This is a genomic window from Anaeromyxobacter terrae, from assembly GCF_022690685.1.
Lineage (GTDB): Bacteria > Myxococcota > Myxococcia > Myxococcales > Anaeromyxobacteraceae > Anaeromyxobacter > Anaeromyxobacter terrae.
The window spans coordinates 22,910-38,249 of sequence record NZ_JALCYY010000034.1; the positions used below are offsets into that span (position 1 = coordinate 22,910).

Sequence of the window (15,340 nt, forward strand, 5' to 3'; positions counted from 1 at the left end):
CGCCGCGGGCGGCAAAAAAGAGAGCGGCGGTCCCGGGGGACCGCCGCTCGTCAGCAAGACGGGGTGGCGCGCGCCGTTACTTCTTCGGGCGCATGTCGCCGGTCTTGAGGTACCGGGTGTGGAACGAGAACGCCTCGTCGAGCATGTGCGGCGAGTGGAGGCCGGCGCTCGGGTTCTTCATCGACCGGTTGTAGTAGTCCCACAGGATCGGACGGAACTCCGGGTGGGCGCACTTCTCGATGATCTCCTTCGCCTTCTGCTTCGGGCTCTTCCCGCGCAGGTCGGCGAAGCCGTACTCGGTCACGATGCCGCTCACGTCGTGCTCGGTGTGATCGATGTGCGACGCGAACGGCACGATCGCCGAGATCTTCCCGCCCTTCGCCACCGACGGCGACATGAAGATCGTGTACGCCGAGTTGCGGGCGAAGTCGGCCGAGCCGCCGATGCCGTTCTCGATGCCCTTGCCCACGATGTGCGTCGAGTTCACGTGGCCGTAGATGTCGGCCTCGACGAACCCGTTCATCGCGATGCAGCCGAGGCGCCGGATGACCTCCGGGTGGTTCGAGACGTCCTGCGGGCGGAGGATGATCTGCTTGCGGTAGCGGTCGATGTTCTTGTTGAACCGCTCCTGGCCGGCCGGAGACACCGAGAACGCCGTCGCCGAGGCGATGCGGAGCTTGCCCGAGTCGAGCAGGTCGAGCATGCCGTCCTGGATGACCTCGGTGTAGCTCGTCATGTTCTCGAAGTGGCCCTCGTTCAGGCCGACGAGAACCGCGTTCGCGATGTTGCCGACGCCCGACTGCAGCGGCGTGAGGCTCTTCGGGAGCCGGCCGCCCTTCACCTCGCCGTCGAGGAAGTCGAGGATGTGCTGGGCGATCCGCTTGTGGTCGGCCTCGGGCGCCTTGAAGGGCGCGTTGCGGTCCGGGTAGCTCGAGAGGACGACCGCCGCCACCTTGGAGACGTCGAGGTTGTAGTACGGCGAGCCGACGCGATCGTCCGCCTTGAGGACCGGGATCGGAACGCGGTCACCGTGCTTGCCGGGGACGGAGAGGACGTCGTGCATCCCCTCGAGCCGCTCGTCCTGCCACTCGCTCACCTCGAGGATGATCTTCTCGGCCACCTCGAGGTACGCGGTGTTCGCGCCGACCGAGGACGAGAAGACGATCGAGCCGTCCTCGCGGATCTTGGTGACCTCGATGATGGCGAAGTCGATCTTGTTGTCCGGGCGACCGTAGTAGCCGTACCGGACGAGCGACCCGGCGTGGCTGAGGTGCATGTCCTGGTACTCGATGACGCCCGAGTTGAACTTCTCTCGGAGCACGGCGTCGCCGTTGTACGGGAACCGGAAGCTGATCGCCTCCGTGAGGCCCATGACCTGGTCGAGCTCCGGGCCCGTGGAGGCGCCGGTGAGCATGCTCACCTTGAACGGCTTCCCCTTGAGGCGCTCGTCGACGGCGCGCTTCGCGAGCGCGATCGGAACGGCCTTCGGGTATCCGGCGCCCGTGAAGCCGCTCGCGCCGATGACGGCGCCGTTCGGGATCATGCCTGCGGCGGCCTCGGCGGACATCACCTTCGCCTTCAGGCCTTTGTGCTGGATGCGGTCCGACATTTCGATCAGCCTCCTGGGTATCGTCCGTCACGCAGGACGAGGCTCGGTACGACTCCGGGTGCTGCGGCAGAGCTGCGCGGGTTAGAGCTGCGCGGGTGGAGGCGAAGGTTACCGCGCTGGATGTAGGCTGGGAAGAGACCCCTGCCCAAATCACGCGGCAGAATGCCGAGTTATCCCGTCCACGATCGCTCGCAACGACGCACCGTCCGCGTCTGCGAGGCGAAGCTTGCCCCCGTCCTCGGCGATGACGCCCTGCGTCGCGAGCCACTCGAACGCGTTCTCGAGCGTGGCCTTCGACAGGGACTCGCGCAGCTGGATCTCCCCGGAAAGAAAGGCCGCGCGACCGCGCTCGAGCGCCTCGCGGACGAGCGCGCGCCGGTCCGTCGCCGCGGGCGCCGGCCCGCCGGCTTCCGGGGACAGGACGGAGAGCGCCGTCGTCGCCGCCAGGCGGTAGGCCTCCAGGTAGGCCCGCAGGAGCTCCGCGAGGAACGCGAGAAGATCCGGCTCCGGGCCCGGCCGCACGCGGTCGCCGTCCCGCGTCGCCGCCCCGATGCGGACGAGGAACGCGAGGTTCTGCTGGAGGATCTCCTCGGGCGCCGTGCCGCCCCGGTACATGAACTCGAGCTTGAAGAGGCGGGAGAGCCACAGGGCGCGCTGGCGCAGGACCAGGAGCGGGACCTCGCCCCCGTCGGCGCGGAGCGCGGCGGCGACGAGCGCCGGCGCCACGAAGCGGTGGATGACGGCGTTCCGGTGGTAGTCGAGCACCGGCCGCTTCTCGTCGGGGACGAGGTAGATGGTGTCACCGGCGGCGACCTCGACGCGCACGGTCCCGCCGAGCGCGAGCCGGCGCACCGCGTCGGCGATGGGCCCCGGCTGTCGCGGATCCGACGGCGCCCCCGCGAGATCGCGGCCGAAGCGCGCGCCGCCCTCTGCCGCCATGTAGCGGAGGAGATCGATGCGGCGCGCGAACTCGGCGGCGGTCATGCCGCGGCGGCCGTGGGAGAGGAGGGTGGCCGCGACGAGGCCCACCGGCGTGATCGTGACCGCACGGCTGATCGCGTAGGCGATCCGGTTCGTCAGCGCCTGGACGAGGGCGCGTTTCCCTTCGGCGGGAGCGCCGCGCGCGATCCGCTCGCCCTCGCCGCCCCAGGCGTCGTCCACGGCGAGCGCGGCGGCGCCCTCGCCGAGCCGCTCCGACGCGATGGCGCGCAGCGAGATCGGCTCCTCGAACTGCACGTACAGCCGCTCGTAACGGCGGAAGAGCACGGTCGCCGCCCCGAGCAGGCCGCGGAGGCTCTCCTTTTCCTTCTCTGCCCCGGAGAGCTCGCGCACGTAGCTCGAGGCCTCGATGAGCTTCTCGTAGTCGATCGCGATCGGGACGAAGAGGACGTCGTCGGCCGCGCCGTCGAGCCAGGCGTCGACCTCCATCGAGACGAGCCCGCTCTTCGGGGCGAGCAGCTTCCCCGTGCGGCTCCGGCCGCCCTCGACGTAGAACTCCTGCGGGAACCGATCGCGCAGCAGGTGCTTCACGTAGGCGCGCAGGACCGCGGTGTAGATGCGATCGCCCTTCACCTTGCGCCGGATGAAGAACGCGCCGCCGCGCCTCGCGATCGGCCCGAACGGCCAGAAGGAGAGGTTCATGCCGGCCGCGACGTGCGGCGGCGTCATGCCGTGCTCGTACAGGAGCCACGACACGACGAGGTAGTCGATGTGGCTCTTGTGGCTCGGGCACAGCACCACGGGCGCGTCGGCCGCGGCGCGCTTCAGGCGCGCGAGCCCCGCCTCGTCCACCTCGACGCTGCGATAGAGCCGGCCGAACATCCACGCGAGGAGCCCGCGCAGGAGGCCGACGAACGTCGGGTCGTAGCGGCTCGCGATCTCCTTCAGGTCCTTCGCCGCCTCGGCCGCGAGCGCGGCCGCCGGGCGGCCGGTGTCGGCCGCCACCGCCTCGATGGCGGCGCGCAGCGTGCGATCCCGCAGCACCTTCTCGCGCACGCGGGACGGCGCCTTGAGCGGCGGCCCCACCGCGGTGCGGAACACGCGCGCGAGGTGCTGGTGCAGGGCGCCGCGGATCTTGCGGGCGGCGAGCGCGTCCGGCTCGTCTGGGCGCTCGCGCAGGTGCGCCTGCAGGTCGAGCGGCCGGCCCACGTCGAACAGCGCGTGCCGGAAGTTCCGCAGGAAGCCGACGGCGTTCGCGAACGCGCTCGGCGCCTCCGGCGAGCCGTAGAGGACGTCCCAGAAGGACGGCTTCAGCTTCTGCGCGCGGCGGCTCCAGACGAGCAGGACCGGGACGAGGAAGACCGGCTGGAAGAGGTCTCGCTGGATCCGCACCAGCGCCGCGAAGGGATCCTTCTCGGTGGGCCGGCCGAGGAACAGGAGGCTCGCGTCGCCCGTCGCGAGGGCGTCCTCGAACGCCCGCCGGCTCCGCCGCACGCGCGCGATCCAGCCGAAGAAGCCGGGGAAGCCCTGCGCCGCGCGGAGCGTCGGCAGCCCGAGCCGTCGCAGGAACCAGCGCAGGTAGAGGAAGTTGAGCAGCCCCGGCGACCGCATCACGAAGACGAGGCTTCCCCGCGCCGCGAGCGCCGAGAGCTCGGCTCCGGCGTCGCGCGAGACGCGCACCGGCTCGAACCAGCGCGAGAGGAACGTGCGGTGCGGCTCGGGCGCGGGCGGGGTGGGGGAGGCGGGCGCGGGCGAGGCACCGGGGGTCCGCCCGTTCGGAGGTGACTCCTGTGCGTCCACGGCGCGAGTGTAACCCGGGCGGGGAGCCTCAGCCGCGCTTCTTCACGCGTCCTTCGCGGTCCAGGAAGAACGGCTCGACGAGCAGCGCCTCGACGCTGGGGCGATGGCCCTTCACGTCGGCGCCGAGGTGCGCGAGCGCCTCGAGCACCTCGCCGCGCACGCGGGCGTTGTCGCGATCGCGCAGGAGGAGCTGGATGAGCGCGTCGCGGCCCGCCTCGCCCGGCGCGAGGCGGGCGATGGCGCGCGCCGCGCTGATCCGGACGTCGTCGGAGAAGTCCTCGAGCAGCGGCAGGAGCGCGCCCTCGATCTCGGGGCCCGTCGCGCCGGCGTGGTGCTCGACGAGCCAGGTGAGGAGGACGAGCTTCTTCTCCGGATCACGGGTGTACTCGCGCCCGAGCCGGGCGAGCTCGCGCACCACGATCTCGACGAGCCGGTCCGAGGGCACGATGTCCGCGAGCGCGCGCAGGCCCCAGGCGACGCCGCTCTCCTGCTCGCGCACGAACGCCTCCAGCGGACCGACCGCGGCCTCCTTCGCGTCGACGAGGATCCGGAGCGCGGTCTCCTTCTCCTCGTCGTCCGTGATGCCCGGCTCCGCCCTCACCGTGAAGCGCAGGCACAGCGTCGAGAGCGCGCCGGGCGTGCCCAGGTCGCCGAGCTGCTGGATCGCCTTCTGCCGGTTCTCGGGCGGCCCGTAGCGTTCCGTCACGCGCTTCGCGAGCTTCTTCAGCGCGCCGCGCTGCCGCTCCTCCCTCGAGCCGAACAGATCGAAGAGTCCCATCCATCCTCCGTTGGGGCGTGGTTCTACAACGAGATCCCCGCCCGCGGATCCTCCTCGTACAGGGCTTCGAGCGGCTCGACCGCCTTCCGGAGCGCGTCCGAGCCTCGAGGGAGGACCACCTGGACCATCGCGTACAGGTCGCCGCGCGAGCCGCCGCGCAGGTCGGGGAGCCCCTTGCCACGCAGCCGGAGCTGGGTCCCCGTCTGCGCGCCGGCCGGGATCCGGAGGCGGACCGGGCCCTCGAACGTGGGGAGCGTCACCTCGGCTCCGCGCACCGCCTCGGGCACGGTGACGGGCAGGTCGATGTAGAGATCCTTGCCCTCGCGCCGGACGTGCGGGTGCTCCTGGAGCTTCACCTCGAGGTAGAGGTCTCCCGCCGGTCCGCCGTGGGCGCCGGGCCTGCCCTGGCCGGCCAGGCGGATCCGCGACCCATCCGTCACGCCGGCGGGGATCTTCACCCGGAGCGTGCGCCCTTCGATGCGCAGGTCGCGCTCCGCTCCGAGCACGGCGTCTCGCAGCGGGATGGCGATCTCCGCCTCGGTGGTCGCGCCGGCGGAGGCGACCGGGCCGCGGCGGACCCGTCCGTGCGCCCGGGGCCCACCTGCTCCGCCGAAGAGGTCTCCGAAGATGGACCCGAAGTCGAAGGCCCCGTAGTCGCCGACGTTCACCGTGCTGAAGTCGCCGAAGTCGAACGGCATCCCACCCGGCGGCGCACCTTCGCGCTTCCAGCGCCGGTACTCCGCGGCCCGCTTCTCGTCGAAGCCGGTGCGCAGCGCGTCCGCGCCGAACTCGTCGTAGAGCTTGCGCCGCTTGGGATCGGAGAGCACCTCGGAGGCGGCGGTGACCTCCTTGAACTTCTCCTCGGCGTCCTTGTTCCCGGGGTTCACGTCGGGGTGGTACTTCTTCGCGAGCTTCCGGTACGCCTTCTTGATCTCCTCGGCGGTCGCGCCCCTCGGGACGCCCAGGATCTCGTAGAGGTCGCGCTCTGGCACGCGGGGAAACGTAACGCGTCCGGAGGGGGCGTCAATGTGCCGGCGTTCCAGAGCGCCGCGGCGTCGCGCCGCCCCGGGCGCTCGCACTACAATGGGGCCCATGCTCTCGCTCGTCGCCGCGACGCTCCTCGCCGCCACCCCGCCGGCGGCGGTCCCCCGCGTCGTGGAGGAGATCGTGGCCGTCGTGCGGAACCCGGCCGGTGCCCCGCCGCGGGTCATCACGCTGACGAAGCTCGACGAGGAGGCGCGCATCGCGCTCGTCTCCCGTGGCGCCGCGGCCGCCGCCACCCGTCCCCTCGACGCGGAGGCGCTCCGGGCGGCGCTCGACTGGCTCCTCGATCAGATGCTCCTCGCCGACGAGGCGGCGCGCCTCGGGCTGGACGCGGTCGAGCGCGAGGCCGTCTCGGCGGCGCTCGCGCGGTTCCGCGCACAGGTCGGCCCTTCCGACGCGTACGCGCGGTTCCTCGCCGTGTCGGAGCTGACCGAGGAGGAGCTCTCCGCCACGCTCGCGCGGATGGTGAGGGTCGAGCGGTACGTGCAGAGCCGCGTGGGTCGGGCCGCACGCGTCGGGGACGACGAGGTGGAGCGCTGGCTCGCGGAGCACGGCGCGGGAGGCGCCGCGGGCCCGGCCCGCGACGCGGCGCGCGCGCAGCTCGAGGAGGAGCGGGCACGGGCCCAGGTTCGCGAGCTCGTCGCGGAGCTCCGCGCGCGCGCCGACGTGAGGGTCCTCCGTCCCGAGCGGAAGGACGGGCCGTAGCCGTGCGCCGCCCCGTCGACACCCCCGAGCGGCTCGAGTTCCGGCGGATGCAGCCGGAGGATCTCGATCGCGTCGTCGACATCGAGCGGGCCGGGTTCCGGAACCCGTGGTCGCGCGAGCTGCTCGCGCGAGAGCTCGACCACGCGTGGTCGCACATCGTGCTCGCAGTCGACCGCGACGCGGGCGCGGAGCGGGTCCTCGGCTACATCGTGTTCTGGCTCGTCCACGACGAGCTCCACGTCCTGAACATCGCGACGGCGATCGAGGCGCGGAGACGCGGCGTCGGGCGTGCCCTCATGCTCGAGGCGCACGGCGCGGGAAAGGACCGGGGCGCGGTGGTCGCGACGCTCGAGGTGCGCCGCTCGAACGCACCCGCGCTCGAGCTCTACCGGTCCCTCGGCTACCGGCAGGTCGGGATCCGGCCGAACTACTACCAGGAGGAGGGCGAGGACGCGATCGTGATGATCCTGGACCTGTGATCATGACGCGCCACGGCGTCGGATGGCGCTCGCATCCTCGCCCGCCATCGAGTATCTCTCGCCCCCCGGATGATCTGGCCCGCCCTGCGCTGGACGCTGTTCCACCTCGAGCCGGAGCGCGCCCACCGGCTCGCGCACGCCGCGCTCCACCGCGTGACGCCGGGGCTCGCGCGCCTGCGCCGGCCGAAGGTCCCGCCCGAGCTGCACGTCTCCTGCCTGGGCCTCGAGTTCGACGGCCCCGTCGGTCTCGCCGCCGGCTTCGACAAGGGGGACGCCGCGATCGCGGGGCTCTTCGCGCTCGGGTTCTCCCACGTCGAGATCGGGACCATCACCCCGCGCCCGCAGCCCGGGAACGAGCCGCCGCGCCTGTTCCGCCTCGTCGAGCACCGCGCGCTCATCAACCGCATGGGGTTCAACAACGCGGGCGCGGAGGTGTGCGCGCAGCGGCTCTCCCGCGTGCCCCCCGCCGCGCGGATGGGCCCGGTGGGCGTGAACGTCGGGAAGAACAAGACGACGCCCAACGAGGACGCCGCGGCGGACTACCTCGCCTGCATCGACCGGCTCCACCCGTACGCCGACTACCTCGTCGTCAACATCTCCTCGCCGAACACGCCGGGCCTCCGGCAGCTCCAGGAGCGCGAGCAGCTCGACGCGCTCCTGCGCGCCTGCGTGGCGCGGCTCCGCGAGCGCGCTCCGGGCAAGCCGCTCCTCGTGAAGCTCGCGCCGGATCTCTCGCCCACCGCGCTCGACGAGGCGGTCGACGTGGCCATCGAGGCGGGCGTGTCCGGGATCGTGGCGACGAACACGACCCTGTCGCGCGCCGGCGTGGAGCGCCACCCGCGCGCCACCGAGGCGGGCGGGCTCTCCGGCGCACCGCTCGAGCCGCTCGCGACGAGCGTCGTCCGGCGCTGCTACGCGCGCGCGGCGGGGCGCGTGCCCATCGTGGGCGCGGGCGGCGTGATGAGCGCCGAGGACGCGTACGCGAAGATCCGCGCCGGGGCGGCGCTGGTGCAGGTCTACACCGGGCTCGTCTACGGGGGGCCCGGCTTCGTCCGCCAGCTGAACGACGGGCTCGCGAAGCTGCTCGCGCGAGATGGCTTCCGCTCCGTCGCGGAGGCCGTGGGCGCCGATCACAGGCCGGCCGAGCGGGCGAGCGTCTGACCCATCCCTAGGTGTGGTGCCGACCCTCCAGGGGAAATTTCCCCTGGCAGGAGAGGGGCCACACATGTAGGGTCGATCGGTCCGGAGCACCGCCTGGGTCGTTTGACGTGTGCTGACGCGACGCGTTACCTGGAGGCTGTCGCGGGGGGTTGCGAGATCCCCTGGAACACATCGACCGCCCAGGAGGACGACCATGGCTGAAGCTCAGAAGACGGTGAACGGGAAGTTGAAGGTCCCCGAGTTCCTGCGCGAGCCGCTCGTCGCGGCGCAGGCGCGCATCGGGCACATCGAGGAAGAGGCGCAGCGGGTCATCAAGGACCTGGTGGTCCGGGGTCGCGCGGGCCGGAAGGACATCGAGGAGATCGTTCATCGCCTGTCGCGCCAGGACTTCTCGATGCCGGAGGTGAAGCAGCGGCTCGAGAAGCTGCGCGACCAGGGCGCCGAGCGCGCCGCCGAATGGCGCGGCCGGGCGGACTCGTTCCGCTCGGAGGCGCTCGAACGGATGCTCGAGCTCCAGAGCCGCGCGGTGCAGTTCCTCGGCGTCGCGACGCACGAGGAGGTCCAGGAGCTCTCCCGCGAGCTCGAGAAGCTCGCGAAGCGGTTCGAGAAGAAGGGCGCGCGCCGCGTCAAGCGGGCGAAGTCGCCGGAGGGGACGTAGGGATGCCGGACCTGCAGGAGATCTTCAAGGACGCCTGGTCTCACGCGCTCGCCGGCGTCAACGCCGCCGAGCAGGAGGCCGAGAAGGTGCTCGCGCGCATCGCCGACGCCGCGGGCTTCTCGCCCGAGGACGTCCGGCGCCACGCGCGCGAGTTCGGCGAGCGGCTCACCTCGCAGCGCCGCGAGATCGAGAAGACCCTCGACGACGCGGTCCGCCGGGCGACGAGCCGGTTCCGCGCGCCCGCGCGTGAGGACCTCGACGCGCTCGAGAAGCGGCTCGCGGCCATCGCCGCGCGCGTCGAGGCGCTGGCCCAGGAGAAGGGGAAGGGGAAGGAAGCGCCGTGACCCCGCCGCGCCTCCACGGGCTCGTCGGAGCCGCGATCGCCGTCGGCCTGGCGGCCGCGGCGGTCGCGTTTCCCGGCGAGCTCGAGGAGGGGGCGCGGCAGCTCCTGCCCGCCGAGCGTGGCCCGACGTGCCTCCTGGGCTGCGACGTGGTCTCGCCCGCGATCACGGGGATCGAGCGGCAGCTGGGCGCCGAGATGCCGGCCCTCGGCGCGGACCGCCGCGGCGTGCTCGCGCGAACCATCGTGGCGGAGGCCCAGGCGGCGCGCATCGATCCGCTCCTCGTCCTGGCGCTCATCGAGGTGGAGTCTTCGTTCGACCCGCGCGCGCTCTCCGGCGCCGGTGCCCGCGGGCTCATGCAGCTCCGCGAGCCCACGCTGCGCCGCGAGCTCCAGCGCGCCGGGCTCCTGCACCTCGACCTGCACGACCCGGCCGCCAACGTCGTCGCGGGCGTGCGCTACCTCCGCCGGCTGCTCGACGCGTTCGGGCGCGAGGAGGTCGCGCTCATGGCCTACAACGCCGGGCCGAACCGGATCCTCGGCTACCTGCGCGAGGGTGAGATCCCGGCGCGGTTCCACGCCTATCCTCGCCGCGTCCAGGCGATGCACCGGAAGCTGCGCCGCAGCGTGGGCGGGCCTGCCGTCGCGTCCGCCGCGCCGCTCGCCATCGCCCGGGTCCCGACGGGCGCCCAGTAGCCGGCGGGGCGTGACCCCGCGCCCCGGACCGGTTAAGGATGGCCCGCCATGCGGGTCGACGAGATCTTCTTCAGCCTCCAGGGGGAGGGGACGCGGGCCGGCCGGCCGTGCGTCTTCGTCCGGTTCACCGGCTGCGATCTGCGCTGCGGCTACTGCGACACCACCTACGCGTTCCAGGGCGGGCGCGACATGACGCGCCAGGAGATCCTCGCCGAGATCGCGCGCCACCCGACGCGCTTCGTGTGCCTGACCGGCGGCGAGCCGATGCTGCAGCGCGAGCTGCCCGAGCTCGCGCGGGCGCTCGTCGCGGGCGGGCACGAGGTCGCCGTGGAGACGCACGGGCAGCGGCCGCTCGAGGCGCTCCCGCCCGAGGCGATCCGCATCGTCGACGTGAAGACGCCCGGCTCCGGTGAGGAGACGCGGGACTTCGCCTACCTCGATCGGCTCCGCGCGCACGACGAGGTGAAGTTCGTCGTCTGCTCCGAGGCGGACTACCGCTGGTCGGTCGAGGTCGTTCGCCGGCACGGGCTCGAGGGGCGGGCGGCGGTGCTGTTCTCGCCGGCGTGGGGCCAGGTCGAGCCACGGGACCTGGCGCGCTGGATCCTCGAGGACGGCCTCGACGCCCGGCTCTCCCTCCAGATCCACAAGGTGATCTGGGGCCCGGATGTGCGCGGTGTCTGACCGCGCCGTGCCCGGCCGCGTTTCTTGACCTGGACCGCGGGCCGGGGCTAACAAGTCTGCGGATGCGTCCCCTCGCCCTCGCGCTCGCCGCGGCCGCGCTCGCGACGGCGGCGCCGCCTGCCGCCGCCGAACCGTCCCTCACCCTGAACGGTGTCGCGATCGACGGCGTGACGAACCAGCGCTTCGAGAACGCCACGGTCGTCATCGACGCGCAAGGGAACGTGAACATCGAGGCGAAGGGATACGCGGTCCGCGTCGCCGGCGAGGTCCCCGCCGCGCGCCCGCCCGCGGCGGCCGAGGTCCCCGCCGTCGCCGGCGCGCCCGCGCGGCTCACCCGGCGCTACTTCCTCGCGGCGGAGCACGCCGACCCGTCCGGCCCGCAGTACGACCTCGCGATCTTCATCAACGCTCAGTGGATCCGCGAGGTGAAGGCGAGCGAGCCGCAGGTGGTCATGGAGGTCACGCGGTACCTGCGCCCCGGCGCGAACCGGGTCGTGCTCGCGCCCACGCGACGGAGCCCGGGAGAGCGGCCCGCGTCCTCGCGCGAGGTGGCGCTCAAGGTGGTCATCGGCGAGGGGAACGTCGGCGGCGACCACGTGATGATCGACAACCCGCTCCTCGAGATGACGCGCACCGCGTCGGACGTCGAGGACCGCACCGAGGAGCACGTCCTCGTGGCGCGCTGATCGGGAGGCCGCGTGTTCACTGCGGAGCCGAGCCTCAGCTGGGTCCAGACGGCGCGCGACCAGATCGTCGCGGTGGTGGAGAGCATCAACCAGCCGCAGGTGTCGATCCCCGGCAAGTCCCCCCAGGCGGTCTCCGGCCACCTCTGCGGGCTGCGCAACCCGAACGGCTCGTTCTCGATCTACGTCGCGCTCCACCTCCCGAAGTCCGGCGAGAACGTCGTCTACCTGCACGAGCGGCGGCAGCTCACGACCGCCGACGAGTACCGCGCGGTCGAGCTCGAGGGGCTGCAGTTCCTCGAGTCGATGGGCTTCATGCTCGACAACCTGAACTTCCGTAACCTCGCCGCGGACGTGCAGGAGCAGGTGCTCCGCCGCGTCCCGCTGTTCTCGCCGCCGCGCGCTCCCGCGGCCTCCGCGCCCGGGCCGTCGTCCGGGGCCTCCGGTCTTTCCTCCGCCGCGCCCGACGCCGCCCGGGTGGCGCGCCTGCTCGCTTCCTTCTGATGACCCGATCCATCGCCCTCGTCCTCCTCGCCGCGGCCGCGCTCGGCTGCGCGCATCGCCCGAGCGGGAAGCAGCGCCGCACCGCGGAGATCCACCACGACCTCGCCGTGGAGGCGTTCCGCGCCGGGCGCGCGCCCGACGCGCTCCGCGAGTACGACGCGGCGCTCGCGATCGACGGACGCTTCGCGGAGGCCCACCGCGGCCGCGGGCTCGTCCTCGACTTCGCGTTCGGCCGGCTCGACGAGGCGGAGCGCGCCTACCGCCGCGCGCTCGAGCTCAGGCCCGAGTACCCGGAGGCGCACAACGACCTCGGCCAGCTCCTCGCGCGGACCGGCCACTACGACGAGGCGCTGCGCGAGTTCGACGTCGCGCTCGGCGACATGACCTACCGCGAGCCGTACGTGGCGCGCTGCAACAAGGGGCAGGCGCTCTGGCGGATGGGGCGCCGCGACGAGGGGCACGCCGAGCTGCGCGCCTGCCTCTCGCTCGCGCCCTCGTTCTGCAAGGGGCGCCGGGATCTCGGGCGCATCTTCCTCGAGGAGGGGAAGATGAACGAGGCCATCGAGGAGCTCGGCGCGTACGCGCGGAGCTGCGAGAAGGTCCCCGACGCGCACCTTCAGCTCGGCCTCGCCCGGATGCGCGCGGGCGATCTCCCCGGCGCACGCGAGGCGTTCGAGCGCTGCACCGAGCTCGCGCCGGCGAGCGCCGACGGCGAGGAGTGCCGCCGCAGCCTCACCCTGCTCGGCGAGTGAATCGTGACCGATCCCGAAGACCCGACCGGAGCCGTCCCTCCCGAGGTTTCCCCCGACGACCCCGGCGCCTCCGCCGAGGAGCGGCTCGCCGCGTTCGGGCGCTGGCTCGCGCGGGAGCGCGAGCTGCGAGGGCTGTCCCGCGACGAGGTCACGCGCGCGACGAAGCTCGCGCCCGGCGTCGTCGAGGCGCTCGAGTCGGGCGAGGAGGCGCGCATGCCGCCCCGGGCGTACGTGGTCGGCTACCTTCGCAGCTACGCCGTCGCGGTCGGGCTCGACGCGACCGAGGTGGTCCTCCGGTTCGAGGAGGCGGCCGCCGCGGTCGGCGAGGCCCGTCCGCCCGGCGCCGCGCGAGGAGTCCCCGCGGGCGCGTGGGTGGCGGCGGCGGTCGCGCTCGCCGCGGCGATCGCGGCGGCCATCGCGCTCCTGCGCTGAACGACAGTTCGTGACTCGCGATCACCTTCGGTGTCGCGAATCACGCTGTCGTTCAGCCATGTTCTGACGGGGGCTGCGCCCCCGCCCCGCCGAGCAAAGCTCGTCGGGGCCCCACCCCTGCTCGCCGGGTCCCTTGCGCCAACGCGGTCGGCTTCGCCGATTCCGCGTCGGCGCCCCGGCGGGCTCGCTTCGCTCGCCTGTTCGCGCGTCATGCTCCTCCGTTTAGAACGCGGCCGCGCCGCCCTGGCGCGGCGCCCGGCGAGCGGCTACGGTCCCCCCGTGCCCGATCGCCTGAAGCTCACCGCGCTCGTCCTCCGCGCCGTCGACTACGGCGAGTCGGACCGCGTCGTGACGCTCTTCACGCACGAGCGGGGGAAGGTGTCCGCGTTCGCGCGCGGCGCGCGCGCCTCGCGGCGGCGGTTCGGCGGCGCGCTCGAGCCGTTCACGCTCGTCGCCGCGGAGGCGCGCGAGCGGGCCGGCTCGGACATGTTCGGGCTCGACTCGGTCGCGGTCCTGCGCGCGCACGGCGCGATCCGGGGCGACCTCGCCCGCATCGCCTGCGCCGGGTACGCCTCCGAGCTCGCGCGCGAGCTCGTGCGCGATCACGAGCCGCACGCCGAGCTCCTCGCGCTCCTCCTCGAGTACCTCGGCGCGCTCGACGCCGCGCCGGCGCGGCCGGCGGGCCTGCGCGCGTTCGAGCTCGGCGCGCTGCGCGCCGCCGGGCTCATGCCGCGCCTCGACGCGTGCGCCGTCTGCGGCGGGACGGTCCCGGCGGAGGGCCGCGTCCGCTTCGATCCGGCGCACGGCGGCACGCTGTGCCCGGCGTGCGCGCCGGCCGCTGCCCCCGGCGCTCCCTGGCTGTCCGCGCCCACCGCGACCGCCCTCGCGCGGCTGCAGGCGGAGGGGCTCCGCGGGGCGGAGGCAGGGCTCTCGCCGCAGGCCGGGCGGGAGGCGCGCGACGTCCTCGCGGCCTTCATCGAGCACCACCTCGGCCGGCGCCTCGCGGCGCGCCGGTTCCTCGACGAGATCGGGCCGCTGCTCGGGGACTGACGCATGCCGCACGAGCTGGACGTGGTCTGCCTGGGCGAGGCGCTCGTCGATCTCCTGCCGGACCGCCGCGGCCGGCTCGAGGACTGCGATCGCTTCGAGGCCTGCCCCGGCGGTGCCCCCGCGAACGTCGCGACCGGGCTCGCGCGCCTCGGCGCGCGGGTCGCGTTCCGGGGCGTGCTCGGCGACGATCCCTTCGGGAGGCTCCTGCTCCGCAAGCTCGAGGCGGAGGGGGTACGGTGCGCCTTCCGGCTCACCCGCGAGCGGCCGACCGGCATGTGGTTCGTGGCCCTCGACGCGCGCGGGGAGCGGAGCTTCTTCTCGCCCAACGCGCGCTTCTCGGCGGACAAGCTCGTCTCCCCCGGCGACGTGGATCGCGGCCTCCTCGCGCGCGCGGCGTGGCTCCACGTGGGCTCCTCCGCGCACGTCCTGCCCGACGGACAGGACGCGCTGCGCGAGGCGGTCGCCGCGGCGCGCTCGCTCGGGCTGTGCGTCTCGTTCGATCCGAACGTGCGCTCGCACCTGTGGGACGACCTCGACGCGCTCCGGCGCCTCTGCGCGGACGTGGTGCCCGCATGCACGCTCGTGAAGGTGTCGGAGGAGGAGGCGGAGCTCGTGACGGGGGAGGCGGACCCCGCGCGCGCGACGGCGAGGCTCGCCTCGCTCGGCGTCCCGCTCGCGTGCGTGACGCTCGCGGAGCGCGGCGCGCTCGTCCGGCGCGGTGAAGACCTGCTCCACGTCCCGGCCGAGCGGGTGGAGGTGGTGGACACCACCGGCGCCGGCGACGGCTTCGTGGCCGGGCTCCTCTCCGCGATCGTCGGACGTGGCCCGATCGAGGCGCTGGCGCGCGCCGATCTCGAGCGGGCGGTCGCGTTCGCGAACCGCGTCGCCGGCCGGGTCTGCGCCCGCGTCGGAGCGGTCGCCGGGCTCCCCCGCGCCGGCGATGTTTCGGTTTGACACCGCACCCTTACGGCCCTACCGTCGCCGGCTCCGGTGACGGGGCCGCCGCGCGACGCGCGCCGGTCGAGGAGG

The 15,340-nt window shown here is 73.5% G+C and carries 17 protein-coding genes; 13 read left to right on the forward strand and 4 right to left on the reverse strand.

The features are described 5' to 3' along the window. Positions 1-76 precede the first annotated feature (76 nt). The 4 genes from MNY62_RS15720 to MNY62_RS15735 form a co-directional block, all read right to left on the reverse strand. Positions 77-1,609, reverse strand: a complete 1,533-nt coding sequence (locus tag MNY62_RS15720) for an acetyl-CoA hydrolase/transferase family protein (RefSeq protein ID WP_242345132.1) — start codon at positions 1,607-1,609, stop codon at positions 77-79. 150 nt (positions 1,610-1,759) lie between these two features. Next, on the reverse strand, positions 1,760-4,348 hold the full coding sequence (locus MNY62_RS15725; RefSeq protein WP_242345133.1) for a 1-acyl-sn-glycerol-3-phosphate acyltransferase: 2,589 nt from the start codon (positions 4,346-4,348) through the stop codon (positions 1,760-1,762). A 28-nt stretch (positions 4,349-4,376) separates the two neighbouring features. Beyond that, positions 4,377-5,126 (reverse strand): HEAT repeat domain-containing protein, encoded by a 750-nt coding sequence (locus tag MNY62_RS15730; RefSeq protein WP_242345134.1) that lies wholly within the window; start codon positions 5,124-5,126, stop codon positions 4,377-4,379. Positions 5,127-5,149: 23 nt separating this feature from the next. Next, entirely contained in the window at positions 5,150-6,118 is a 969-nt protein-coding gene (locus MNY62_RS15735) for a DnaJ C-terminal domain-containing protein (protein ID WP_242345135.1), read from the reverse strand. A gap of 100 nt (positions 6,119-6,218) precedes the next feature. Here MNY62_RS15735 and MNY62_RS15740 point away from each other — a divergent pair, with 100 nt between their 5' ends. The 13 genes from MNY62_RS15740 (at position 6,219) to MNY62_RS15800 (ending at position 15,265) form a co-directional block, all read left to right on the forward strand. Then, on the forward strand, positions 6,219-6,875 hold the full coding sequence (locus MNY62_RS15740) for a hypothetical protein (protein WP_242345136.1): 657 nt from the start codon (positions 6,219-6,221) through the stop codon (positions 6,873-6,875). A gap of 2 nt (positions 6,876-6,877) precedes the next feature. Next, complete coding sequence (rimI, locus tag MNY62_RS15745; RefSeq protein ID WP_242345137.1) at positions 6,878-7,354, forward strand: ribosomal protein S18-alanine N-acetyltransferase; 477 nt, start codon at positions 6,878-6,880, stop codon at positions 7,352-7,354. A 69-nt stretch (positions 7,355-7,423) separates the two neighbouring features. After that, a complete protein-coding gene (locus MNY62_RS15750) occupies positions 7,424-8,515 on the forward strand; it encodes a quinone-dependent dihydroorotate dehydrogenase (protein WP_242345138.1) in 1,092 nt (363 codons plus the stop codon). A gap of 193 nt (positions 8,516-8,708) precedes the next feature. Continuing rightward, the gene (locus MNY62_RS15755; protein ID WP_242345139.1) at positions 8,709-9,173 is read left to right on the forward strand and encodes a hypothetical protein; all 465 of its coding nucleotides are present in this window, start codon (positions 8,709-8,711) and stop codon (positions 9,171-9,173) included. 2 nt (positions 9,174-9,175) lie between these two features. Then, positions 9,176-9,517, forward strand: coding sequence for a phasin family protein (locus MNY62_RS15760; protein WP_242345140.1), 342 nt, complete (start codon positions 9,176-9,178; stop codon positions 9,515-9,517). Continuing rightward, on the forward strand, positions 9,514-10,209 hold the full coding sequence (locus MNY62_RS15765) for a lytic transglycosylase domain-containing protein (protein ID WP_242345141.1): 696 nt from the start codon (positions 9,514-9,516) through the stop codon (positions 10,207-10,209). Before MNY62_RS15760 ends, MNY62_RS15765 begins: the two co-directional genes overlap by 4 nt. 48 nt (positions 10,210-10,257) lie before the next feature. Next, positions 10,258-10,890 (forward strand): radical SAM protein, encoded by a 633-nt coding sequence (locus tag MNY62_RS15770; RefSeq protein ID WP_242345142.1) that lies wholly within the window; start codon positions 10,258-10,260, stop codon positions 10,888-10,890. A 62-nt stretch (positions 10,891-10,952) separates the two neighbouring features. Then, positions 10,953-11,576 (forward strand): hypothetical protein, encoded by a 624-nt coding sequence (locus MNY62_RS15775; RefSeq protein WP_242345143.1) that lies wholly within the window; start codon positions 10,953-10,955, stop codon positions 11,574-11,576. Between the two features lie 12 nt (positions 11,577-11,588). Continuing rightward, positions 11,589-12,077: a hypothetical protein gene (locus MNY62_RS15780; RefSeq protein ID WP_242345144.1), complete on the forward strand. Its 489-nt coding sequence runs from the start codon at positions 11,589-11,591 to the stop codon at positions 12,075-12,077. Beyond that, positions 12,077-12,829 (forward strand): tetratricopeptide repeat protein, encoded by a 753-nt coding sequence (locus tag MNY62_RS15785; protein WP_242345145.1) that lies wholly within the window; start codon positions 12,077-12,079, stop codon positions 12,827-12,829. Before MNY62_RS15780 ends, MNY62_RS15785 begins: the two co-directional genes overlap by 1 nt. 3 nt (positions 12,830-12,832) lie before the next feature. Next, positions 12,833-13,261, forward strand: a complete 429-nt coding sequence (locus MNY62_RS15790; RefSeq protein WP_242345146.1) for a helix-turn-helix domain-containing protein — start codon at positions 12,833-12,835, stop codon at positions 13,259-13,261. Between the two features lie 279 nt (positions 13,262-13,540). Continuing rightward, positions 13,541-14,311 carry a DNA repair protein RecO gene (gene recO / locus MNY62_RS15795; protein WP_242345147.1) on the forward strand — a complete coding sequence of 257 codons (771 nt, stop codon included), beginning with the start codon at positions 13,541-13,543 and terminating at the stop codon, positions 14,309-14,311. Between the two features lie 3 nt (positions 14,312-14,314). Next, on the forward strand, positions 14,315-15,265 hold the full coding sequence (locus tag MNY62_RS15800; protein WP_242345148.1) for a carbohydrate kinase family protein: 951 nt from the start codon (positions 14,315-14,317) through the stop codon (positions 15,263-15,265). Positions 15,266-15,340 lie beyond the last annotated feature (75 nt).